This window comes from Frigoribacterium sp. VKM Ac-1396, assembly GCF_015350895.1.
Taxonomy (GTDB): Bacteria; Actinomycetota; Actinomycetes; order Actinomycetales; family Microbacteriaceae; genus Frigoribacterium.
Genome location: NZ_JADKSD010000001.1, coordinates 301,997 through 322,798, shown reverse-complemented (window position 1 = coordinate 322,798; position 20,802 = coordinate 301,997). Strand labels below are relative to the sequence as shown.

Genomic DNA, 20,802 nt, shown 5'->3' with positions numbered 1-20,802 from the left:
CCGTTCGCATGCCCGGCACCGGTGAGGTAGCGCATCGGCAGGGGCCCATGAACGACTGCCGTCGGCAACCGTGCCGACGGCACGCCACGCCTCGGCAGGCCTGACCGGCAGCCCGGGAGGCGCGGTGCGGCACTCGGTTCAGGCGAACGGCAGCGGGCGGTGCGGCCAGTCGCCGTGGGCCGTGAACGTGGGGTCTTTCGCCCGACGCATGTACTGCTGGAAGCTCTCGGCCTGGGTCGAGCACCACCCCACCTGGAGGTCGTGCAGCTCGGTCACGGGGACGTCGAGCCGGTCGGGGTACCGCTTGGCCATGGCCTGGGCGACCCGCCCCGCGGCGACGGCGTCGGCCCCCGCGTCGTGGGCGTCGTCGAGGGAGACGCCGTAGACGGCGGCCGCCGCCTCGAGGGTGCGCTTGCCCTTGCGGTAGGTGTCGACCGCCTTGTCGATGACGAGCGGGTCGACGACGCAGCCGATGTCGCCCACCTCGCCGAGGGGCTCGACGCCGTGGCGCCGGGCCTCGCGGTCGAGCAAGGTGAGGTCGTAGGGGGCGTTGTAGACGACGAGCGGCACGCCCCGGGCGAAGACGGCCCGGATGGCCGCGACGATCTCGGCGACGACCTCGGCCGCCGGTCGCCCCTCGGCGCGGGCCTGCTCGGTCGAGATGCCGTGCACGGCGCTCGCCTGCTCGGGGATCTCGACCCCCGGGTCGGCCAGCCACTCACCGTGCGCGACGGTCGCCCCCGTGGCGTCGATGAGACCCACGTGCGCCGTGACGATGCGGGCCGTCTCGACGTCGATGCCCGTGGTCTCGAGGTCGAAGACGCCAAGGGCCTGCCACCACGAGGCCGGCGGTTCGCTCACGGCCGTGAGGTCGGGAGCGGTGCCGGTCGTCTCGGTGTCAGTCACGCCACGAGTTTAGGAGGCGCCACCGACAGCGGGCGCCGCCGCGACGGGCACGTCGCCGACGTGCAGCCAGAAGAACGCCTGTGTGCCGAGCGTGAGCGTGACCTTGCCCTCGTCGTCGAACGACGGGAACTGCGCCCCGCCGAACAGGTCGAACAGCGTGCGCCCGGCGAACTGCGGAGCCACGATGTCGACCGAGGTCGGGTTGTGACCGAACGAGAAGACGCAGAGGATGTCTTCTGCGGAGTCGCCGAACTGCGTGCCGGCCCCCTCGTACGAGCGGACGAACGACAGCACCGACTCCTGATTCGTCTCGAGCACCTCGAGGGTGCCGAGGCCGAAGGTCGGGTGGGCCTTGCGCACGTGGATGACGTTGCGCACCCAGTGCAACAGCGACCGGGACTGCGCCAGCTGGCTCTCGACGTTGACCAGGTTGTAGTTGTAGACGAGCGACTGCACGACCGGCAGGAACAGCTTGCCCGGGTCGGCCGTCGAGAAGCCGGCGTTGCGGTCGGGCGTCCACTGCATGGGCGTGCGAGACGAGTCGCGGTCGGGCAACCAGATGTTGTCGCCCATGCCGATCTCGTCGCCGTAGTAGAGGAACGGGCTGCCCGGCAGGGAGAACAGCAACGCGTGCACCAGCTCGAGCTCGGCGCGCGAGTTGTCGAGCAGAGGGGCGAGGCGACGTCGGATGCCGATGTTGGAGCGCATGCGCGGGTCGTAGGCGTACCAGCCGTACATGGCCTGGCGGTACTCCTCGCTCACCATCTCGAGGGTGAGCTCGTCGTGGTTGCGGAGGAAGACGGCCCAGGCGGCCCCCGGCGGCACCTCGGTGGTCTCGGACAGGATGCGCTTCAGCTCGTCGGCGCTCTGGGCGCGCAGCGAGTAGAAGATGCGCGGCATGACCGGGAAGTCGAACGCCATGTGGCACTCGGGCTCGTCCTCGGTGCCGAAGAAGGCCGCCGTCTCGGCGGGCCACTGGTTCGCCTCGGCGATGAGCACGCGACCGGGGAACTCCTCGTCGACCATCGTGCGCAGCCGCTTGATGAAGTCGTGGGTCGCGGGTTCGCCCTCGCCGTTGCCCTCTTCGGTCTCGAAGAGGTACGGGATCGCGTCGAGCCGGAGCCCGTCGACGCCCATCGCCAGCCAGTGGCGGACGACGTCGAACACGGCCTCTTGCACGGCGGGGTTCTCGAAGTTGAGGTCGGGCTGGTGCGAGAAGAAGCGGTGGAAGAAGAACTGACGTCGCACCGGGTCGAAGGTCCAGTTGCTCTCTTCGGTGTCGACGAAGATGACGCGGATGTTCGAGTACTCGTCGTCGGTGTCGCGCCAGACGTAGAAGTCGCCGTACGGGCCGTCGGGGTCTTCTCGACTCTGCTGGAACCACTCGTGCTGATCGCTCGTGTGGTTCAGCACCATGTCGATGACGATGCGCATGTTGCGCTCGTGCGACTTGGTCACCAGGTCGCGGAACTCGTCGAGCGTGCCGAACTCGGGCAGGATCGCCTTGTAGTCCTGGATGTCGTAGCCACCGTCACGCAGGGGCGACTGGAAGAACGGCGGAAGCCAGAGGGCGTCGACGCCGAGCCACTGCAGGTAGTCGAGCCGGGTGAGCAGCCCCTGGAGGTCACCCGCCCCGTCGCCGTTGCTGTCGACGAACGACCGCACCATCACCTCGTAGAACACCGCGCGGCGGTGCCAGTTGGGGTCGAGGGTCAGTCCGGGCTGCTGGATCGGGGCAGTGAAGCTCACGCGCCCACCCTACGGGCGGACGCCGTGGGGCGCGCACTCCGATCAGCGCGTCGCTCGTAGACTCGGGCGCGTGATCGTCCGACCCCCGCGCGTGAAGTCGCCGTACCGTGCCCGCCTCGACGCCCGACCGGTGCGCGACGACGTCGTCGAGGTCGCCGGCAGCACCACCCGGTACTGGACCTACGAGCCCCCCGAGGGCCAGGAGGCGCGGGTGACGATCGTCGCGGTCCACGGCTTCCGCGGCGACCACCACGGCCTCGAACCGGTCGTGGCGCACCTCGAGCACGCCCGGGTGGTGATGCCCGACCTGCCGGGCTTCGGCGAGTCCACCCCACTCGACGGCGAGCACAGCGTCGCGGCCTACGCCCGCTGGCTGACCGCCTTCGTGGCGGCCCTCTCGCTCGGTGACGACGTCGTGGTGCTGGGGCACTCGTTCGGCTCGATCGTCACGTCGGCCGCGGTGGCCGACGGGCTCCGCGCCTCCCGGCTGGTGCTGGTCAACCCGATCGCCGCGCCTGCCCTGCAGGGGCCTCGCGGCGTGGTGACGCGCCTGGCCGTCTTCTACTACTGGGCCGGAGCGGCCCTGCCCGAGCGCGCCGGCCAGCAGGTGCTTCAGAACGCCGCCGTGACGCGGATCACCAGCCTCGCGATGGTCAAGACGCACGACCGGTCGCTGCGTCGGTGGATCCACGACCAGCACGACAGCTACTTCTCGCGCTTCTCGGACCGTCGCGTCGTGCTCGACGCCTTCCGAGCCTCCGTGTCGAGCGACGTGAGCACGTACGCGGCGCGCGTCACCGTGCCCACGCTGCTGGTCGCCGCCGACCGCGACGACATCACGGCCCTGCCCGCGCAGCACCGGCTGCGGGCGGTCTTCCCCGACGCGACCCTCGACGTCATCGAGGGGGTCGGCCACCTGATCCACTACGAGAAGCCCCGCCAGGCGGCCGCGGCGATCGAGGCGTTCGTCCGATGAGGATCGTCGTCGACTGCCGGTACGTGCGGGTCGGACGCCACGACGGCATCAGCCGGTTCAGCGCCGGGGTCGTCCGGGCGGTGGCCGAGCGTCACGAGGTGACGATGCTCGTCAGCGACCCGCGGCAGCTCGACAAGCTGCCCGACCAGCCGCACCTGCTCGTCAGTTCGCCGACGAGCGTCCGTGAGCCGCTCGTGGCGCTCCAGGTGAACCGGCTGCGGCCCGACGTGGTCTGGTCGCCGATGCAGACGATGGGCTCGTTCGGGCGTCGCTACCCGCTCGTGCTCACCCTGCACGACCTGATCTACTACACGAACCGCACGCCCCCACCCGAGTTCGCGCTGCCGATCAGGCTGCTCTGGCGGCTCTACCACCTGGCGTGGTGGCCGCAGCGGGTGCTGCTCGACCGGGCCGACGCGATCGTGACCGTGAGCCGCACCACGCGCGACGAGATGCGACGCCACCGGCTGACCCGGCGACCCGTGACGGTCGTGTACAACGCCGCCGACCCGGTCGACGGCGCGACGCCCCGCCGGGCACCCGAACACCGGGACCTCGTCTACATGGGCTCGTTCATGCCGTACAAGAACGTGGCCACGCTGGCCAGGGCACTGCCGTTGCTCGACGGCTACCGACTGCACCTGATGAGCCGGGTGTCCGAGGCCGAGCGCGCCTCCTTGGAGGCCGTGACGCCCGCCGGCTCGCTGGTGTTCCACGACGGGGCGAGCGACGACGAGTACCGCGAGGCGCTGCTCGGTGCGACGGCCGTCGTGACGGCGTCGCGCGCCGAAGGGTTCGGCATCCCGCTCGTCGAGGGCATGGCGCTCGGCACGCCCGCGGTCGTCAGCGACATCCCGATCTTCCGCGAGATCGGAGGCACGGCCGCCCTGTACTTCGACCCGTCGTCGCCCGCGTCGATCGCCGGGGCGGTCCGCCGCCTCGAGCGCGAGTGGGAGGCGCGCTCGGCCGCGTCGATCGAGCAGGCCGCCCGCTTCAGCTGGCGCGATTCGGCCGACGTGCTGCTGCGCACGCTGGCGGACGTCGCGGCGGCAGGCAGCCACCGGCACCGGTCGAGCGGACGGTAGCGCGCGGCAGGCCTGCCACGACGGCGGGCCTGCCGCGCCGGTCGCCGCCCGGACGGTCACGCCGGGACGGTCACGCCTGGTCGGAGCCGTCGCGCTCGAGCGCGTTCTGGTAGTCGAAGTCGAAGGTGCCGGGGCGCTCGGACTCGACCTCGATCGGGTCGTCGAACTCGCGCAGGACGAGGGCGTCGCCGGCGAACTCGAACGAGTGCACCGACCCGTTGCGGATCGGCACGCCGAGGTGCGCGTCGGTGTCGGGGGAGACGTGGTTGACCACCGCACGGATGACGGCGCCGTGCGTGGCGACCACGACGGACGCGTCGGCACCGTGCCGGGCGGCGATCGCGGCCAGCGCGGGCAGCACCCGGGCGACCAGGGCACCGCGACTCTCGCGTCCGGGCACCGGCGTGCCGTGCGGGAACCTCGCCTCGACCTGCTCGCCGGTCAGGCCCTCGGCGTCGCCGTAGCGTCGCTCGGCCACCTCGCGGACGAGCTCGGGTGCGGCGAGGCCCAGGCGCCCGGCGATGATCGAACCGGTCTCGGCGGCCCGCGACAGGGGGCTCGCGACGACGGCGTCGAAGCGGCGACGCGCGAGGAGGTCACCGGCCTCGCGGGCCTGGGATCGCCCGAGGTCGTTCAACGGGATGTCGGTGGAGCCCTGGATGCGACGGGCGCGGTTCCAGTCGGTCTCGCCGTGGCGGACCAGGTACAAGAGCGTCATCGTTCCTCCGGTGGGGCGGCCCCGGAGGCTACGCGCCCAGGTGCTCGGCCAGGGCAGCCAGGGTCTCCGACGTGCCGGCGTCCAGCTTAACCGTGGCGCGCGAGTCACCCTTGGTCGCACCGCGGTTGAGCACCACGACGGGCAGCTTGCGACGCGTCGCCTGGTCGAGCAGCCGGATGCCGCTGTTGACCACCAGCGACGACCCGGCGACGAGCAGGGCCTCGGCTCCGACCACCATCGACCGCGCCTCGGCGAAGCGCTCGGTGGGCACGAACTCGCCGAAGAAGACGACGTCGGGCTTCAGCAGCCCGCCGCAGACCGTGCAGGTCGGCACGACGAAGGCGTCGATGTCGTGCACCTCGACGTCGCCGTCGGGCGCGAGCCGCACCTGGTCGGGCTCGTCGATCCAGGGGTTCTCGGCGGCGAGGCGCGCCGCGACCATGTCGCGGGCGAAGGCCTGCCCGCAGGTGAGGCACACCACCCGGTCGACGGTGCCGTGCAGGTCGACGACGCGACGCGAGCCGGCACGCACGTGCAGGTTGTCGACGTTCTGGGTGATCACGCCGTTCGTCACGCCCGCGGCCTCGAGCCGGGCCAGGGCCCGGTGCCCCTCGTTGGGCCCGGCGGCGCGGAAGGACTTCCAGCCGAGGTGGCTGCCGGCCCAGTAGCGCTTGCGGTAGGTCTCGCTCGAGAGGAACTGCTGGAACGTCATGGGGTTGCGCGGGGGAGCCCCGGCGCCCCGGTAGTCGGGGATGCCCGAGTCGGTGCTGACGCCGGCCCCGGTGAGCACGGCCACGCGGCGCCCGCGGAGGGCCTCGACCGCGGCCTCGAGGGCCTGCTCGTCGGTGGGGGCCGCGGGGGCGTTCGACACGGGTGGGACTCCTTCGGGTGCGGTGACGCTAGCCTAAACGCGTCCCCCTCCGATTCGATTCCGCCGGCCGCCCGCGGTCCGCCGGGGCCGTCCCCCGTGGAGCACCGTGCACGTCACCCGCATCACCGACCTCGACCACGAGGCCCTGGCCGACTACAACCGGCTCACCGACGTCGCGCTCCGACGCGTGTCCGAGCCCGAGGGCGGGCTGTACATCGCCGAGTCGACGAAGGTCATCGAGCGGGCGCTCCGGGCGGGCCACGTGCCCCGGTCGGTGCTGATGACCGACCGCTGGCTGGCCGACATCGAGCCGCTGGTCGCCGACCACGACGGCGAGATCTTCGTCGGCGAGGCCGCCCTGCTCGAGACGTTGACCGGCTACCACCTCCACCGCGGCGCCCTCGCCGCGATGCACCGACCCGAGCTGCCGTCGGTCGCGTCGGTCCTGCAGGGCGCCCGCCGGGTCGTCGTGCTCGAGGACATCGTCGACCACACCAACGTCGGGGCGATCTTCCGGGCCGTCGCGGGCCTGGGGGCCGACGCCGTCCTGATCACCCCGCGGTGCGCCGACCCGCTGTACCGCCGCAGCGTGCGCGTGAGCATGGGCACCGTCCTGCAGGTGCCGTGGACGCGCCTGCCCGAGTGGCCGTCCGGTGCCGCGCTGCTGCGCGAGGCGGGCTTCGAGGTGGCGGCCCTGGCGCTGAGCGACGACGCGGTGACCCTCGACGCCTACGCGGCCGCGCCTCCTGAACGGGTCGCCCTGCTGCTCGGCACCGAGGGCGACGGCCTCAGCCGGGCGGCGCTGCAGGCCGCCGACACGGTCGTCACCATCCCGATGCTGCACGGCGTCGACAGCCTCAACGTGGCCGCGGCCTCGGCGGTGGCCCTGTGGGCCCTGCGGGTGCCGACCGACGGGGCGGCGGTGGCCTCGTGACCCGCGTCGGACGTCGGCGCCCGGGGGCCGTCCGGAGGCGCGTGGGCGTGATCGCGCTGCTCGCGCTCGTCGTCGCGGTCGGCGGGTACGTCCCCTTGACGCTGCTCAGCCCGCTGGCCCCGGCCGCGGCGGACGTGGCCGCGTACACCGCGCCGGCCGAGCGGAGCACCGACCTGAGCTTCCCCGGTTACGGCGCCACCGCCGTGGAGGCGGTCGGCTGGGACGACAGCCTCACGACGAGCGGCGACGAACTCCCTCGTCCGATCGCGAGCATCAGCAAGGTGGTGACGGCCCTCGTCGTGCTCGACGAGAAGCCCCTCGACGGGGGCGACGGCCCGACGCTGACCTTCGGCCCGGCCGAGGCCGCACTGGTCGACTCGTACCGGGCCCGGAACGGCAAGGTGGCGCCCATGGCGGCCGGGCAGTCCCTCACCGAGCGTCAGGTGCTCGAGGTGATGCTGATCGAGTCGGCCAACAACTACGCCGAGGTGTTGGCGCGGTGGGCCTTCGGCAGCGACCAGGCGTTCGTCGAGGCAGCGCGCGCGTGGCTGGCCGAGCACGACCTCGGCTCGACCACCCTCGTCGAACCCACCGGGCTCTCACCGCAGAACACGAGCACCTCGACCGACCTCGTCGCCCTCGGGCGACTCGCTCTGGCCGACCCCGACGTCGCCCGCACCGTCGCCACCACGACGGCCACGGTGCCGGGCATCGGCGAGATCAGCAACAGCAACGAACTGCTCGGCCTCGACGGCGTGGTCGGCATCAAGACCGGCACGCTCGACGAGGCGGGCGCCTGCCTGCTCTTCGCCGCGGACTACACCGTCGGCGGACAGCAGGTCACCGTCGTCGGCGCCATGCTCGGCGGGGTCGACCACGACTCGCTCGACCGCGACGTGCAGGCGCTGCTCGCCAGCGTCGCCGACCGGTTCCAGACCGTCACGCTGGCCAGCCGCGGCGACGCCTTCGCCGGCTACGAGCTGCCCTGGGGCGACGGCGCCCGGGCGGTCGCCGCCGAGGACGCGAGCGTGCTGGTCTGGGGCGACGAGACCGTCGAGGCCTCGGTCGAGACGGACGACGTGGGAGCGGCCGCGGCCGGCAGCCGGGTGGGTCAGGTGACCTTCACGGTCGACGGCGAACGACACGTCGTGCCGCTCGAACTCGACGCGACGATCGCCGAACCGGGGGCCTGGTGGCGGCTGACGCACCCGGACGAGGTGTTCTGAGGTCCGTCGTGGGCGACTCGACCCTCGCGGCGTGACGACTCAGGGCGCGTCGCGGTGCAGCATCGTGACGGCGTCGGGTCGCTTGGCCCGGATGAGGTCGCCCGACGACTGGTGGCGGATGCGACGGACCACCCACGGCACCAGGTACTCGCGAGCCCACCCCATGTCGTCGGCCCGGGCCATCCGCCAGGGGCGCCGCTCGAGCGGCTCGGGGTCGTAGGGCTCGAGGTCGTTCTCGACGGCCAGCGCCTGCAGCACCATGCGGGCGATCGTGTGGTGGCCGAGGGGACTGAAGTGCAACCGGTCGGGCGCCCACATGCGCGGGTCGACCAGCTGACGCAAGGCCCACATGTCGGCGACGACGGCGTCGTGTCGCAGGGCGATGGCGTGGACGTGCTCGTTGTAGATCGCGACCTTGCCCCGCAGGCGGCCGAGCACGGGCGTGAGACCGATGTCGGGCCCCGTGAAGACCACGACGGTCGCGCCGTCGGAGCGCAGGCGTGCCACGAGACCCTCGAAGCCCGCGGCGACCTCGTCCGGGTCGGTGCCCGGGCGGATGATGTCGTTGCCCCCGGCCGAGACCGTGACGAGGTCGGGGCGCAGGGCGAGGGCGGCCTCGGACTGCTCGTCGATGATCTGCTGCAGCAGCCGGCCCCGCACGGCGAGGTTGGCGTACGCGAAGTCGTCGGTCGAGGCGCCGAGCACCTCGGCCGTGCGGTCGGCCCAGCCCCGGTGGCCCCCGGGCGAGCGCTCTTCGGGGTCGCCGATCCCCTCGGTGAACGAGTCGCCGATGGCGACGTAACGGGACCACGGGTGTTGCTGACTCATGCGACCAAACTACTCTCGACGCGTGCCCGCACCGAAGCCCGCCCCCGCGTCCGACCCGACCCGCGCCTCCTGGTCGCCGGTCGACCTGCTGCCCGACGACCTGCTCGGGCGGTTCCGCGACCGGGCCGCGGGCCACGACCGCGACAACACGTTCCCGCACGCCGACCTGGCCGAGCTGCGCGAGCGCGGCTACCTGCGGGCCTTCGTCCCGACCGACCGGGGAGGCGCGGGTCTCGGACTCGAACAGGTCGCGTCCCTGCAGTCCCGGCTCGCCACCGCGGCCCCGGCGACGGCGCTGGCGGTGAACATGCACCTGGTCTGGACCGGCTGCGCCGCGGTGCTGCACGCCCGGGGTGACGACTCGCTCGACCTCGTGGTCGAGGACGCCGCCCACGACGAGGTCTTCGCCTTCGGGGTCAGCGAGCCCGGCAACGACCTCGTGCTGTTCGACTCGGTGACCTCCGCCGTGCCCACGGGGGACGGCGGGTACCGGTTCACCGGCACGAAGGTGTCCACGTCGCTCTCGCCGGTCTGGACGCGCCTCGGCGTGTTCGGCCGCGACGACTCCGACCCGACCTCGCCGGCCCTCGTCCACGGCTTCGTCCACCGCGACCAACCCGGCCACGCCTCGCTCGACGACTGGGACACGATCGGCATGCGGGCCACCCAGAGCCACACCACCCGGCTGACGGGCGTCGAGGTGCCCGCCTCACGGATCGTCCGTCGCCTGCCCGTCGGGCCGAGCGCCGACCCCCTCGTGTTCGCCGTCTTCGCGGTGTTCGAGACGACGATCGCCGCGGTCTACCGGGGGATCGCGCGCCGGGCACTCGAGCTCGCGGTCGAGTCGGCGCAGGCGTCGACCTCGCGGCGGGCCGGGGGAGCGGCCCGGGCTCTCGACCCGGTCGTCCGCTGGCGCGTCGCCGACGCGGGGCTGGCCGTCGACGGGCTCGAGCCCCAAATCGACCGCATCGCCCGCGACGTGGACGACCTGGTCGACCACGGGACGGACTGGCCACGGCTCGTGGTCGGGCTGAAGACCCGCTCCACCGAGACGGCCCGCGCCGTGGTCGAGCAGGCCGTGACCGTGGCCGGGGGCGGGTCGTACCGGTCGTCGTCCGAGCTCGGTCGCCTGCAGCGGGACGTCCTGGCCGGGCGGTTCCACCCCTCGAGCACCGACTCGGCGCACGCGACGATCGCCGCCGCGCTGCTGGGGCCGGCGTCGTCCTGACGCCCGCGTCGACGCGGGTGAGACGGCCGGCACGCGACGGCCGGGCCCGGACGGCGCCGATGTCGGCGGCGCGTGTGAAGATGCTCCGGTGAGCAAACAAGACGGCAGCGGGCGGCTCGTCACCACGGTGCCGACCGACGACGCGACCGCGCCGATCTTCCACGTCGACATGGACGCCTTCTTCGCCTCCGTCGAACTGCTCGACCACCCCGAGCTGCGGGGTCGACCCGTGGTCATCGGGCACCGATCCGACCGGTCGGTCGTCACGGCCGCGACGTACGAGGCCCGCAAGTACGGCGTCAACTCGGCGATGCCGATGGCGATCGCCCTGCGGCGCTGCCCGCAGGCCGTCGTGCTCGAACCGCACTTCGAGAAGTACCAGCACTGGTCCTCGCGCGTCATGTCGATGTTCGACGACGTCACGCCCCTGGTCGAACGCCTCGGCATCGACGAGGCGTTCCTCGACGTCAGCGGCTCGATCCGCCTGATGGGCTCCCCGTACGAGATCGCGACCGCCCTGCGGCGCCGGGTGCACGCCGAGACCGGCCTGCACTGCAGCATCGGCGCGGCGTCGACGAAGTTCGTGGCGAAGCTGGCGTCGAGCGTCGCCAAGCCCGACGGGCTGCTGCTCGTCCCGCACCGCCACACGCTCGCGTTCTTGCACCCGCGTCCGATCAGCGCCCTCTGGGGCGTCGGCGGCAAGACCGAACAGGTCCTGCTCGACCGGGGCCTCAGGACGGTCGGCGACGTCGCCTCGGCTCCGCTCGACATGCTCGTGCACGCCGTGGGGCCGGCGGCCGGCGCCAAGCTGCACGACCTGGCCTGGGGCCGCGACCCCCGCAGTGTGCACACCGAGTCGGTCGAGAAGAGCGTCGGCAACGAGAACACCTTCGCCAGCGACGTCGTCGACCCCGACGTGGTCCGGCGTGAACTGCTGCGGCTGAGCGACAAGGTCGCCGTGCGCCTGCGCGCCGCCGGGGTCAGCGGTCGGACGGTCGTGCTCAAGCTGCGCACCACGGACTTCGTCACCATCACGCGCTCCCGCACGCTCGCCGACCCGACCGACCTCGGGCGGCGCATCTACGACGAGGTGCGCTCGCTCTACGAGGCCACCGGCAAGCAACACGAGCGCATCCGGCTCGTCGGCGTGCGGGTCGAGCAGCTCAGCGAGGGGGCCGGTGGTGACTCGCTCGGCCTCTGGGACGACGACGCCGACTGGCGTGAGGCCGAGTCGACCATGGACGCCCTCCGCGCGCGGTTCGGGTCGTCGATGCTGACGCCCGCCTCGTTGCTCGGCGCGACCCGTCGTCGACCCGGTGCCGACGGCCGCGGCCCCGCCGAGGCGTCCGGCGGCGACGCCGGTCGAGGGTAAACTCGGTTCGAGTGAGCACCGCCAACGCATCCGACCCCACCGGGGGTGACCAGCACCTCGGGGGCATCCCGACCGACCCGCTCGACGTGGGCGTCTCCGCGGGCAACTCGGCGGCCGAGCACCTCTCGCCGGCGTTCCCCGAACGCGCTGCCTGGGGCACCGCGAGCAAGCTGCGGGCCTGGCAGGCCGAGGCCCTCGAGCTGTACTTCTCGACCTCGCCGAAGGACTTCCTCGCGGCGGCCACGCCCGGCGCCGGCAAGACCACCTTCGCCCTGCGGCTCGCGACCGAACTGCTGTCCCGGGGCGAGATCGACCGGGTCGTCGTCGTGGCGCCGACCGAGCACCTCAAACGCCAGTGGGCGGATGCCGCCGACCGGGTCAACCTCCGTCTCGACCCGATGTTCAAGAACGCCGACGGCACCTTCGGTCGGCACTATCACGGCATCGCCGTCACGTACGCGCAGGTCGGCATGAAGCCCGAGGTCCACAAGGCGATCACGACGGCCGGACGCACGCTCGTCATCCTCGACGAGGTGCACCACGGCGGCGACGCACTCAGCTGGGGCGACGGCATCCGCGAGGCCTACTCGGGGGCGACGCGACGACTGTCGCTGACGGGTACGCCGTTCCGATCCGACACCGCACCCATCCCGTTCGTCCAGTACGCGCCCGACGAGCACGGCATCCGCACCTCCCGGGCCGACTACGCCTACGGCTACGGTCGTGCCCTCGCCGACGGCGTCGTGCGACCCGTCCTGTTCATGGCGTACGCAGGGCAGATGCGCTGGCGCACCCGCATGGGCGACGAGATGAGCGCCTCCCTCGGCGAGGCCGTCACGAAAGACATCACGGCGCAGGCCTGGCGGACGGCCCTGTCTCCGCAGGGCGACTGGATCCCCGCCGTGCTGTCGGCCGCCGACAAGCGCCTGACCGAGGTACGACGGGGCGTTCCCGACGCCGGGGGACTCGTCATCGCCACCGACCACACCGCGGCGCGTCAGTACGCGGCCGTCCTGCAGAAGATCACGGGCGAGCGCCCCACGGTCGTCCTCAGTGACGAGAAGGCGGCCTCCGACCGCATCCAGGCGTTCTCGGACGGCGACAGCCGCTGGATGGTCGCGGTGCGCATGGTCTCCGAGGGCGTGGACGTGCCCCGACTGGCGGTCGGGGTGTACGCCACGTCCGCGTCGACGCCCCTCTTCTTCGCCCAGGTGGTCGGGCGCTTCGTGCGGGCCCGCCGTCGGGGTGAGACCGCCTCGATCTTCTTGCCGAGCGTGCCCAGCCTGATGGCCCTCGCCAACCAGCTCGAGCTGCAGCGAGACCACGCCCTCGATCGTCCCACCGACGCCGACGACGGCCTGTTCGCTCCTGAAGAAGACATGATGGCGGCGGCCAACCGCGACGAGAAGGCGTCGAGCCTGCTCGAGCAGCAGCCCTTCGAGGCCCTCGACTCGCAGGCGTCGTTCGACCGGGTGCTCTACGACGGCGGCGAGTTCGGCACGGGCGGCGAGATCGGCAGCCTCGAAGAACTCGACTTCATCGGCATCCCGGGGCTGCTCGAGCCGGACCAGGTGCGAGACCTGCTGCGGCAACGCCAGGCCACGCAGGCTCGGCGTGCTCCGAAGACCGGCCTGCCGACGACCGCTCCCCGCGACGAGGACCGCCCGCTCTACCAGACGATCAAAGAACAACGTCAAGAGCTCAGCCGGCTCGTGTCGATCTGGTCGCGCCACTCGAACGAACCACACGGGTTGATCCACGCCGAACTGCGGCGGGTGAGCGGCGGCCCGTCGGTCGCGCAGGCCAGCACCGAGCAGATCCAGAAGCGCATCGACGTCCTGCGCGGTCGTCTCGGTCAACGCGCCTGACGCGGGTACGATCGACCGATGCTCGACGAGACCGCCCCCGGCCGGTGGACCGTGCGTGTCGACGCCGAGGGGGCACCCGAAGCCGTGATCGAACGATTCGGCGGGGGTTACCGCCTCAGCAGGTGGAGTCCGACCGACGCCGAACCGGTCCGGCTCGGCGTCTACACGTCCGTCGACCTCGCCGAGACCGCCTGGTGGCGCTCGGCCGATCGTGAGCGCGGTCAGGGCAGGCGCACGATGTCGGCCAGGCGGACCGGGCTCGAGGACGCCTGAGGGCGCTCGCCACGGGGCGGTCGGGCCGACGTCTGGCCGAGCACAGACACCCCGGCGTCGGCGCACAGCAGCACGGGGCGCACCTCGAAGGCCCGGTGCCGACCGAGGCCGGACAGAGCGTCCGCCCACCGGTCGTCGGACGGGGACGACGCCGACGGCCCCGGACGCTCGAGGACGAACGCCACCGAGGCCGCCCCGAACTCGGAGGCCACCGCGTCGAGGGCGTCGGCGTAGTGCTCGACGGCGGCGACGTCCGGCGTGACGGGCACCCCCTCGAGGGGCACCATGAGCGGGAGTGCGACGTCGTCCGAGTCGAAGAACAGCGTCCAGAGCTGCCGACGGACCGCCGCGGGGACGATCGCCCCGACGTGTCGGACGAGGTCGGCGACGCCGCGCACCGGGCGGTGGGGATCGGCGACCGACGCCGCGTCGGCGACGCCGGGTGCCCCGGGCGTGACGACGGAGGCGCGGAAGGGGACGTCGAGGACGGAGGAGGTTGTCATGGCTCGATCGTCGTGGCCGGGGCCCCCCTCGACGGGGTTGTCCCCAGGGCGACCTCCGCACCGCCCGGCGCGTCGGGGGTGGGGAGGACCGGTCAGCCCTGGAGGCGGACCGACTCGGCGGCGGGAGCCTGCTCGGCTCCCTGCCCGCCGGCACCCGAGAGTGCCCGGAGGGCCCGGCGCAGGACCGTGCTCGAGGTGCTCATCGTGTACGGGAAGTACACGACCTCGACGCCGACCGCGCCGAACTCCCGCTCGAGCCGCAAGCCCTTCTCGGTGCCGCGCCAGTCGTCACCCTTGAAGAAGACGTCGAACCGCAGCTCGCGCCAGACGTCCATCTTGTCGGGGACCATCTCGGCGTGCACGTCGTCGACGACGTCGATGTGCCGGACGATCTCGAGCCGCTCGGCGAGCGGCACGACGGGCGAGATGCCCTTCGTGACCTGCAGCATCTCGTCGGACACGACACCCGCGATCAGGTGGTCGCACTGCGCGGACGCGTGCCTCAGCAGGTTGAGGTGCCCGATGTGGAACAGGTCGAAGGCGCCGGCGGCGTAACCGACGCGACCGGCGCCTCCTCGGGTGGTCGACGCCTCGACGGGATCGGTGCCGGGGGTGGGGGAGGTGATGACGTCCACGGGTGTGGTCCTCTCGTCGGGGTGGGGGGTGAACGGGGTCACGATCGGGTGCCGGGCCGTCGACGCTGCCGAGGCAGGTCCGGGAACGGCCGGCCGGGCGCGGGCGCTCCGGCGTGGTCGACCAGGTCGGCGATGCTGAACGACGGCGGGGACTGCTCGGGCACGGCCCGGACGTCGCCGTCGAGCCAGGTGGCCCGCACGAGGACGCGCCGCCAGGGGGGCACGCCCGTCATCACCACCCCGACGGGCTCGACGTCGAGGCTGAGCAACTCGGCGCTGAGGCTGCGCAGCGACTCGACGGTCGTGACGCCCGAGCGCACCACGAGCAGGACGCCGTCGGCCTCCGCCGTGACGCTGCGGAGCGACAGGGGGTGGGACTCGCTCGAGGCCTGGACGACGGCGACGTCGTAGTCCTCGCGGAGCGCCGTGAAGAAGGCTTGCGTCCCGGTGCGGACGTGGTGCCGCGACGACGCCACGACGCCGTCCGGCACGGGGACGCGGTCGTACCCGTGTCGGTCGCCTTCGACCTCCTCGGGGACGGCCCCGTCGGGCACCGTGGACGGACGCGCGAGGGTGCGGGCGTCGAAGTCCGACTGGACCAGGGCGCAGGTGGCACCGAGTTCGACGACCGCGCGGGCGAGACCGCCGTCGACGCCCACCGCCTCGCGGACGGAGTCGGTCCGAGCCAGGAGGAGCGTCGAGGGCGACGATCCACCGCAGAGGGCGCGCGTGTTCTGCACGACCTCGCGGAGGGCCGTGCGGGTGCGTGCCGACGAGGCGCCCCTGCCCGAGTCGTCGTCGTGACGGAGCGTCCCGGGCAGCTGACCGACGACCGGGAGGCCGGTGAGGCGGCGGACGTCGTCGACGGTGTCGACGGTCGGTCGCGCCCTGGCCAGGACGAGGGCGGCGGCCAGTCCCACGGCGAGACCCGCCAGCAGACCCGACAGGACGGTGAGGACGAGACCGGGCTCGTCCGGGGTCGTGGGGACGCTCGCGGGGGACGAGAGGTCGAGGGCGACGGTCTGGCCGCCGGCACCGGACCGGGACTCGACGCGGTCCACGACCGCCGACAGGCTCTCCGCCACGTCGTCGGCCAGCGCCGAGGCCGCCTCGGGGGTCGCTGCGGTCGCGTGGACGCGCAGGACCGCCGTGTCGTCGGGGTTGACGACCGAGACCCGCTCCGCGAGGGCGTCGACCGGGACGCCCAGGTCGGCCGCCACCGGGGCGAGCACCTCGGTGCTGGTCCCGAGCTCGGCGTACGACGACACCCGCTGCTGGGCGAACTGGCTCCTGGCGGCGAGGCCGGAGCCGGGGGACTCGACCCGGACGAGCAGCGTGGCGTCGGCGCTCCAGCCGGTCGGTGCGAGCTGTGCCGCGCCGGTGCCGGCCGCCACGCCGAGGAGTGCCGCCACGCCGACGAGGGCCGCGTGACGGGAGATCGCCCGGCCGAGGCCGCCGACGACGGCGCGCGGTCCTGGACCCGACGTCACGGCCTCGTCCCGGACGGCGAGGGCGTCACGGCCCGCAGTTCGCGGAACCACTTGGGCAGCGCCAGCACGAGGTACGCGGCGTTCGCGACGAGCAGGGCGACGTAGACCACGGTGAAGGCCGGCGGCCACGCCAGCAGGACGAACGCCAGGCACATGAGGCCGTAGTCGGTCGGCACCACGGCGAGCGAGTACAGGAGTCCGGTCCGACGGCCCACGGGCGCGGCGACGCCCGTCTTGGCCGCCTCGGCACGGCGCAGCTGGTCGGTGAGCACGATGGCGAAGAACGCCACCGTCGCGACGACCTGGTAGACGAGCGGGACGGCGAGGAGCGCCTCCCGACCCTCGGGTTCGCGCAGCCACGACGCGAACACCGCGAGGTGGAGCACCGCGATCTTGGTGGCGTCGATGACGTGGTCGAGCCATTCGCCGGCCGGGCTGCCACCGCCGCGGAGTCGGGCGAGCTGTCCGTCCGCGGAGTCGAGCGCGTAGCCCACGACCAGCAGCAGGACGACGGCCAGGGCCGTGCCGATGCCGGACGGCACGAGGGCGATCACCGCGATGCCGGCGAAGGTGCACGCGGCGCTGAGGGCGGTGACCTGGTTGGGCGTCGCCCCCAGGGTGTAGGCGACCGCGGCCGCCCAGCGCCCGAGGCGACGGTTGACGAAGCGCGAGTAGGCGGGGGCGCCCGTGGACGGCTTCTGCGCGGACGCCAGCGCGGCCATGGCGGGGCGCACGGCCCGCGGCACGGTGCTCCGGACGGGCGTGCCGAGGGACGACTCGGCCGTCGACGACGGGCCGGTCACGAGGCCACCGCCAACGAGTCGACGTCGGCCGTGTGCAGCTCGCGGGTGACGACCGCCCCGATGCGACGACGCATGCGCTCCGGCGTGAACCGTTGGACGTAGGCCTCACGGGCGTGGCGGCCCGCCTCGGCGAGGGTCTCGACGTCCAGGGACGCGAGGATGGCACTGAGGCCGTCGACGTCGCGGCGATCGAACAGCCAGCCGGTCCGCCCCTCGTCGACGACCTCCTCAGGCCCACCCGATCGGCTCGCGATCACGGGCCGGCCCTGGCTGAACGCCTCGAGCGTGACGAGTCCGAACCCCTCGAGGGTGTCGGTCGGGAGGATGACCGCGTCGGCGTCACGGAGGTACGGTGACGCGTCGGCGACCTCGCCCACGACGGTCACGGTCTCGGGCCGCGAGACGATCGCGGCCACGAGCCCGGGCACGTCGACGGCGGAGCCCACCGCGGGCGGACCACCGAGCACGACGAGCTGGCCGGGGCACCCGGCGGCGTTCCACGCCGTCAGCAGGGTCGCGTGACCCTTGTGCCCGTTCCAGCGACTGGCGACGACGTAGTGGGGAGCGCGATCCGCCACCCGCTCGATCGCGTCGACCGAGCGGTCGGACACGCCGTTGTGCACGACCACGGCACGGGGGTCGTCCGACAGGCCTGAGGAGTCGAGCACCGACCGGGAGACGGCCACGAGCGAGGTGCAGGCCCGGGCGAGCGGGCGGAGTCCGCGCCGGTCGCCGTCGCTCCACGGCTCCTGGAGGTGGCCGACGATGCGCCGGACGCCCATCGCTCGCGCGACGGGGGCGACGACGAGGCAGGCGCTCGTCGCGCAGTAGACCAGGTCGAAGTGCCGACCCGACAGGCGCAGTGCCGTGCGCACCGCGTCGCGAGCCAGGCGGACGAGCCCGAGCGGCCCGAGGCGCGTGCGGCGCAGGATCGGCAACGGCGTCCGTTCGACGCGGGCTCCCAGCTCGCGCAGCCTCGGACCCAGCGGGCCCACGGCGACGTCGGAGGGCAGCCACACGGTCACGTCGAGATCGTCGCGGGCGGCCAGTTCGCCGACCACCTCGACGACGATCCGGTCGGAGCCGTACATCTCGTCGGACGAGTGGACGAGCAACACCTTGCTGCGACGCGAGCCCCGCCGGCGGCGGGGCAACTCGGGCAGGTCGGCACCCGGGCGGACGGCCTCGTGCGTGGTCTCGGTGGCGGACGGCGTCGCGGGTGACGCCTCGCGGTCCTGGTAGTGCCTGATGTCGATCGACATGCTCTCTCCCCTGTCGTCGTGAGCGTGGTCGGGGCCGGCGGACGGCCCGAGATGGTTGCGGGTGCGGTCGGTGCTCGGGGTCAATAGGCCCCGCGGTGCTCGAACAGCACCCGGACGGTGCGCCACATGATGACGAAGTCGACCGTCAGCGACCAGTTCTCGACGTAGTAGAGGTCGAGCCGGACGCTCTCCTCCCAGCTGAGGTCGCTGCGCCCGTTCACCTGCCACATGCCCGTGAGGCCCGGCTTGATGTAGAGACGACGGTGGACGTGGTCCTCGTAGCCCTCGACCTCGCGCGGCAGCGGGGGACGGGGTCCGACGACGCTCATGTCGCCCCGCAGGATGTTGAGCAGCTGGGGCAGCTCGTCGAGCGACCAGCGTCGGAGCACCGCACCGACGCGGGTGACCCGGGGGTCCGCCTTCATCTTGAAGAGCAGACCGGCTCCTTCGTCGGCCTGGGCCAGGTCGGAGAGCCGACTCTCGGCGTCCACGACCATCGAGCGGAACTTGAGCATCTCGAAGGTGCGGCCGTCGCGGCCCACCCGCCGCTGACGGAAGAGGACCGGACCCGGACCGTCCAGGCGCACCGCGAGGGCGACCAGGGCGAAGACCGGCCAGAGGACCACCAGGGCGGCAGACGCCAGCACCAGGTCGGACAGACGCTTCAGGGCGTGACGGGGTCCGTCGAACTGGGGCAGCTCGACGTGCATCAAGGGGAGCCCCTCGACCGGCCGGTAGTGGATGCGGGGGCCGGCCACGTTCGTCAGACGGGAGGCGATCACGAGCTCGGTGGCCCGGCCTTCGAGGGACCAGCCGAGGTCACGGAGGTACTCCCGACCTCGTCCCGGCTCGCCGGCGACGATGACGCTCTCGGCGCCGAGCCGCCAGACCGCTCGGGGCACCCCGTCGAGGTCGGCCACCACGGGGACGACGCGCCCGCCGACGACGATGCCGCGCGGGTCGGAGTCGGGGACGGCAGCCCCGACGATGTCGTACACGGCGCCGCTGGTTTTGTCGATGCGCCGCACGACGTCGGCGATGTCGTCGCGAGACCCCACGACGACCGCGCGGGACAGGTAGTGCCCCTTCGAGCGCTGACGCTCGAGCCAGCGTCGCATGGTCCAGCGGCCGGTCACGAGGCCGGCGCCGCCGACCGGGAGAGCCACCAGGAAGTAGCCCTCGCCGCCGATGTGTCCGACCGAGGCGAATCCGATCGCCACCACCGCGAAGGCCCAGACGCTCGCGGTGAGCAGGCGCTTGTACTCGACGACACCGCTGCCGACGACCGCGAGGTCGCGGGTGCGGTGCAGGGTCAGGCAGGCGGTCCAGACCAGCCCGACCACGACGGGCAGCCAGGGCGAGCCCACCGACTCGGCGAGCGTGGACGCGTCCGTGCCTCGTCCGGCGGCGATCGCCCGGGTCGCGTCGACCGCGACGGCACCGACGATGCTCGCGGCGAGGACGGCGGTGTCGACCAGACGCAGGCGGCGACGGTAACGGCGCGCCCAGGCCGCGCCGGACTCGGCGTCGACGGCCGGACGACCCGGAGCGGCGTCCAGGCTCGGGACGTGGGCGTCGTCTGCCGTGGGCAGGTCGTACGGGGGGTCGATCCGTCGGGGTGACGGTCCGACGAGGGCTGAGCGGAGTTCGCTCTGCGTGCTGGACATCGAGGCTCGGGTTCGGGTAGGCGACGGCGCGCCCACGTCGGTGGTGACGACGGGGCGGTGGAGGGCGGTCGATCGAGATTCGGGTTCGATCGACCGCCCGGGCGTCGCGCCAGGACTCGGGACCCCGAGGGTGCGGGGGCGTCGGTTCGGGCGACGACGGGCGCGGCGGGCAGCGGGTCTGCTCGACGCACGGTTCGGGTCGGTGCGGGTGGGGGAGCCGTGGCTCCACCCTGGTTCGGGTTTCTCGTCCCTCGTGGTGATTTCGGGTCGACCAGGAGGATGCTGTGACTCTAGTTCGGGGGGCACCCGTCAGAAGAGTCTAGCCGGACCCCCCGTTCGGGGGCGTCCGTGTCCCCCCTGTTGCCGACACCCGAACGGGTGACCCCCGACCCCCACGGTGTCACCCGT

The 20,802-nt window shown here is 72.9% G+C and carries 19 protein-coding genes; 8 read left to right on the top strand and 11 right to left on the bottom strand.

What is annotated here, in order from left to right; genetic code table 11:
* Positions 1–138: 138 nt before the first annotated feature.
* On the bottom strand, positions 139–861 hold the full coding sequence (locus tag ITJ55_RS01565) for a 3'-5' exonuclease (RefSeq protein ID WP_194594691.1): 723 nt from the start codon (positions 859–861) through the stop codon (positions 139–141).
* A gap of 54 nt (positions 862–915) precedes the next feature.
* On the bottom strand, positions 916–2,655 hold the full coding sequence (gene treS, locus ITJ55_RS01560; protein ID WP_194593810.1) for a maltose alpha-D-glucosyltransferase: 1,740 nt from the start codon (positions 2,653–2,655) through the stop codon (positions 916–918).
* Positions 2,656–2,725: 70 nt separating this feature from the next.
* Here treS and ITJ55_RS01555 point away from each other — a divergent pair, with 70 nt between their 5' ends.
* Together ITJ55_RS01555 and ITJ55_RS01550 are read left to right on the top strand one after the other, a co-directional pair.
* Positions 2,726–3,631 (top strand): alpha/beta fold hydrolase, encoded by a 906-nt coding sequence (locus ITJ55_RS01555; RefSeq protein ID WP_370543958.1) that lies wholly within the window; start codon positions 2,726–2,728, stop codon positions 3,629–3,631.
* Positions 3,628–4,716: a glycosyltransferase family 1 protein gene (locus ITJ55_RS01550; protein ID WP_194593809.1), complete on the top strand. Its 1,089-nt coding sequence runs from the start codon at positions 3,628–3,630 to the stop codon at positions 4,714–4,716. Before ITJ55_RS01555 ends, ITJ55_RS01550 begins: the two co-directional genes overlap by 4 nt.
* Before the next feature lie 70 nt (positions 4,717–4,786).
* Here ITJ55_RS01550 and ITJ55_RS01545 read toward each other — a convergent pair whose 3' ends face one another.
* Both ITJ55_RS01545 and ITJ55_RS01540 read right to left on the bottom strand, forming a co-directional pair.
* Positions 4,787–5,434, bottom strand: coding sequence for a histidine phosphatase family protein (locus tag ITJ55_RS01545; RefSeq protein ID WP_194593808.1), 648 nt, complete (start codon positions 5,432–5,434; stop codon positions 4,787–4,789).
* A gap of 28 nt (positions 5,435–5,462) precedes the next feature.
* Complete coding sequence (locus ITJ55_RS01540; protein ID WP_056256237.1) at positions 5,463–6,305, bottom strand: NAD-dependent protein deacetylase; 843 nt, start codon at positions 6,303–6,305, stop codon at positions 5,463–5,465.
* A gap of 106 nt (positions 6,306–6,411) precedes the next feature.
* Between ITJ55_RS01540 and ITJ55_RS01535 the strand changes: the two genes are divergently transcribed.
* Both ITJ55_RS01535 and ITJ55_RS01530 read left to right on the top strand, forming a co-directional pair.
* Positions 6,412–7,239 carry an RNA methyltransferase gene (locus ITJ55_RS01535; RefSeq protein ID WP_194593807.1) on the top strand — a complete coding sequence of 276 codons (828 nt, stop codon included), beginning with the start codon at positions 6,412–6,414 and terminating at the stop codon, positions 7,237–7,239.
* Between the two features lie 47 nt (positions 7,240–7,286).
* Positions 7,287–8,465: a D-alanyl-D-alanine carboxypeptidase gene (locus tag ITJ55_RS01530; protein ID WP_194593806.1), complete on the top strand. Its 1,179-nt coding sequence runs from the start codon at positions 7,287–7,289 to the stop codon at positions 8,463–8,465.
* Positions 8,466–8,504: 39 nt separating this feature from the next.
* On the opposite strand, the gene ITJ55_RS01525 is transcribed toward ITJ55_RS01530, so the two are convergent.
* Entirely contained in the window at positions 8,505–9,293 is a 789-nt protein-coding gene (locus tag ITJ55_RS01525) for an SGNH/GDSL hydrolase family protein (RefSeq protein WP_194593805.1), read from the bottom strand.
* Positions 9,294–9,315: 22 nt separating this feature from the next.
* Here ITJ55_RS01525 and ITJ55_RS01520 point away from each other — a divergent pair, with 22 nt between their 5' ends.
* The 4 genes from ITJ55_RS01520 to ITJ55_RS01505 all read left to right on the top strand — a co-directional run bounded on the left by ITJ55_RS01520 (position 9,316) and on the right by ITJ55_RS01505 (position 14,034).
* A complete protein-coding gene (locus ITJ55_RS01520) occupies positions 9,316–10,521 on the top strand; it encodes an acyl-CoA dehydrogenase family protein (RefSeq protein ID WP_370543957.1) in 1,206 nt (401 codons plus the stop codon).
* Positions 10,522–10,609: 88 nt separating this feature from the next.
* Positions 10,610–11,893, top strand: a complete 1,284-nt coding sequence (locus ITJ55_RS01515; protein ID WP_194593803.1) for a DNA polymerase IV — start codon at positions 10,610–10,612, stop codon at positions 11,891–11,893.
* An 86-nt stretch (positions 11,894–11,979) separates the two neighbouring features.
* On the top strand, positions 11,980–13,761 hold the full coding sequence (locus ITJ55_RS01510) for a DEAD/DEAH box helicase (protein WP_194594689.1): 1,782 nt from the start codon (positions 11,980–11,982) through the stop codon (positions 13,759–13,761).
* 18 nt (positions 13,762–13,779) lie between these two features.
* Positions 13,780–14,034 carry a hypothetical protein gene (locus ITJ55_RS01505; protein WP_194593802.1) on the top strand — a complete coding sequence of 85 codons (255 nt, stop codon included), beginning with the start codon at positions 13,780–13,782 and terminating at the stop codon, positions 14,032–14,034.
* Here the strand turns inward: ITJ55_RS01505 and ITJ55_RS01500 are convergent.
* The 6 genes from ITJ55_RS01500 to ITJ55_RS01475 form a co-directional block, all read right to left on the bottom strand.
* The gene (locus tag ITJ55_RS01500) at positions 13,983–14,537 is read right to left on the bottom strand and encodes a hypothetical protein (RefSeq protein WP_194593801.1); all 555 of its coding nucleotides are present in this window, start codon (positions 14,535–14,537) and stop codon (positions 13,983–13,985) included. The genes ITJ55_RS01505 and ITJ55_RS01500 overlap by 52 nt on opposite strands.
* Positions 14,538–14,629: 92 nt before the next feature.
* Positions 14,630–15,163, bottom strand: coding sequence for an adenylyltransferase/cytidyltransferase family protein (locus ITJ55_RS01495; protein ID WP_194594688.1), 534 nt, complete (start codon positions 15,161–15,163; stop codon positions 14,630–14,632).
* 47 nt (positions 15,164–15,210) lie between these two features.
* The gene (locus ITJ55_RS01490; RefSeq protein WP_194593800.1) at positions 15,211–16,662 is read right to left on the bottom strand and encodes a hypothetical protein; all 1,452 of its coding nucleotides are present in this window, start codon (positions 16,660–16,662) and stop codon (positions 15,211–15,213) included.
* Positions 16,659–17,465 (bottom strand): CDP-alcohol phosphatidyltransferase family protein, encoded by an 807-nt coding sequence (locus ITJ55_RS01485; RefSeq protein ID WP_370543956.1) that lies wholly within the window; start codon positions 17,463–17,465, stop codon positions 16,659–16,661. Before ITJ55_RS01485 ends, ITJ55_RS01490 begins: the two co-directional genes overlap by 4 nt.
* Entirely contained in the window at positions 17,462–18,727 is a 1,266-nt protein-coding gene (locus ITJ55_RS01480) for a glycosyltransferase family 4 protein (protein WP_194593799.1), read from the bottom strand. Before ITJ55_RS01480 ends, ITJ55_RS01485 begins: the two co-directional genes overlap by 4 nt.
* Positions 18,728–18,807: 80 nt before the next feature.
* On the bottom strand, positions 18,808–20,394 hold the full coding sequence (locus ITJ55_RS01475; RefSeq protein ID WP_194593798.1) for a sugar transferase: 1,587 nt from the start codon (positions 20,392–20,394) through the stop codon (positions 18,808–18,810).
* Between the last annotated feature and the right edge of the window lie 408 nt (positions 20,395–20,802).